This window comes from Bradyrhizobium sp. BRP56 (assembly GCF_020194035.1).
GTDB lineage: Bacteria > Pseudomonadota > Alphaproteobacteria > Rhizobiales > Xanthobacteraceae > Bradyrhizobium > Bradyrhizobium australafricanum.
In genome coordinates, this window is the sequence record NZ_JADYVV010000177.1 from 1 (window position 1) to 944 (window position 944).

Below are 944 nucleotides of genomic sequence, written 5' to 3' on the forward strand. Positions count from 1 at the left end.
TTCATAGGGTGTGAGACCACGCAGGGTCTTAAGGCGTCTGGCGAAGTTGTAAGCATCAAGGAAGGCAGCGAGGTGATCTTCCAATTGCTCGTGGGTCTCGTAGTGGTATCGCCGGACGGTTGCCTCCTTGAGCGTGCGGTTCATTCTCTCGACCTGACCGTTAGTCCAAGGATGATTGGGCTTGGTCAGGCGATGCTCGATGCCGTGTCCCAGGCAGGCCCGGTCGAAGGGATGGCCGCGCCAGCTTGCAGTGGCGCCATCACGATTCTTAGGCAGGTCGGCGAACTGGATACCGTTGTCGGTCAGTACAGTGTGGATCCGGAAAGGGACGGCCGCCACCAGTTCTTCGAGGAAGGCCCTGGCTGCTGCACCCGTGGCCTTCTTCACCAGCCGGGCGAAGGCGTATTTGGCGGTCCGGTCCACCGCCACGAAGAGATAGAGTTTGCCTTCCTCGGTGCGGACCTCAGCGATATCGATGTGGAAGTAGCCAATGGCGTAGCGCTTGAAGGGTTGCCTGGCGGGCTTGTCGCCGGCGATCTCGGGTAAGCGGCTGATCCCGTGACGTTGCAGGCAGCGGTGCAAGGACGAGCGCGTGAGATGCGGGATCGTCGCCTGCAGCGCATAGAGACAGTCATCCAAAGGCAGGAGCGTGTGCTTGCGGAAGGCGACGACCATCGCCTCTTCCTCGGCAGAAAGCACGGTCGAGCGCACGGTCTTTGGCCCCATCGGCGCATCGTGGACAAAGGTGCGCTTACGCCACTTGGCGACCGTCTTTTGGTTGAGCCCGTGCTGGGCGGCTAGCTCTTTGAGCGGAGCCTTCGATCGCTGTATTGCCGCTCGGATCGCGTGCGTGGTCGTGGCGCTGCCATGGAGTATCTGGCCCATAGGTCCTCCCGGAATGAAGGACCAGTTTGGCTGATTCCCCCACACTCCGGGACCAGACA

1 protein-coding gene is annotated in these 944 nt (G+C 61.3%); it reads right to left on the reverse strand.

All coding sequences use genetic code 11. The annotated features are described in order from the left end of the window. The coding region (locus tag I6F38_RS43240; protein ID WP_225164693.1) for an IS481 family transposase at window positions 1–885 on the reverse strand (885 nt) is incomplete at its 3' end. Between the last annotated feature and the right edge of the window lie 59 nt (window positions 886–944).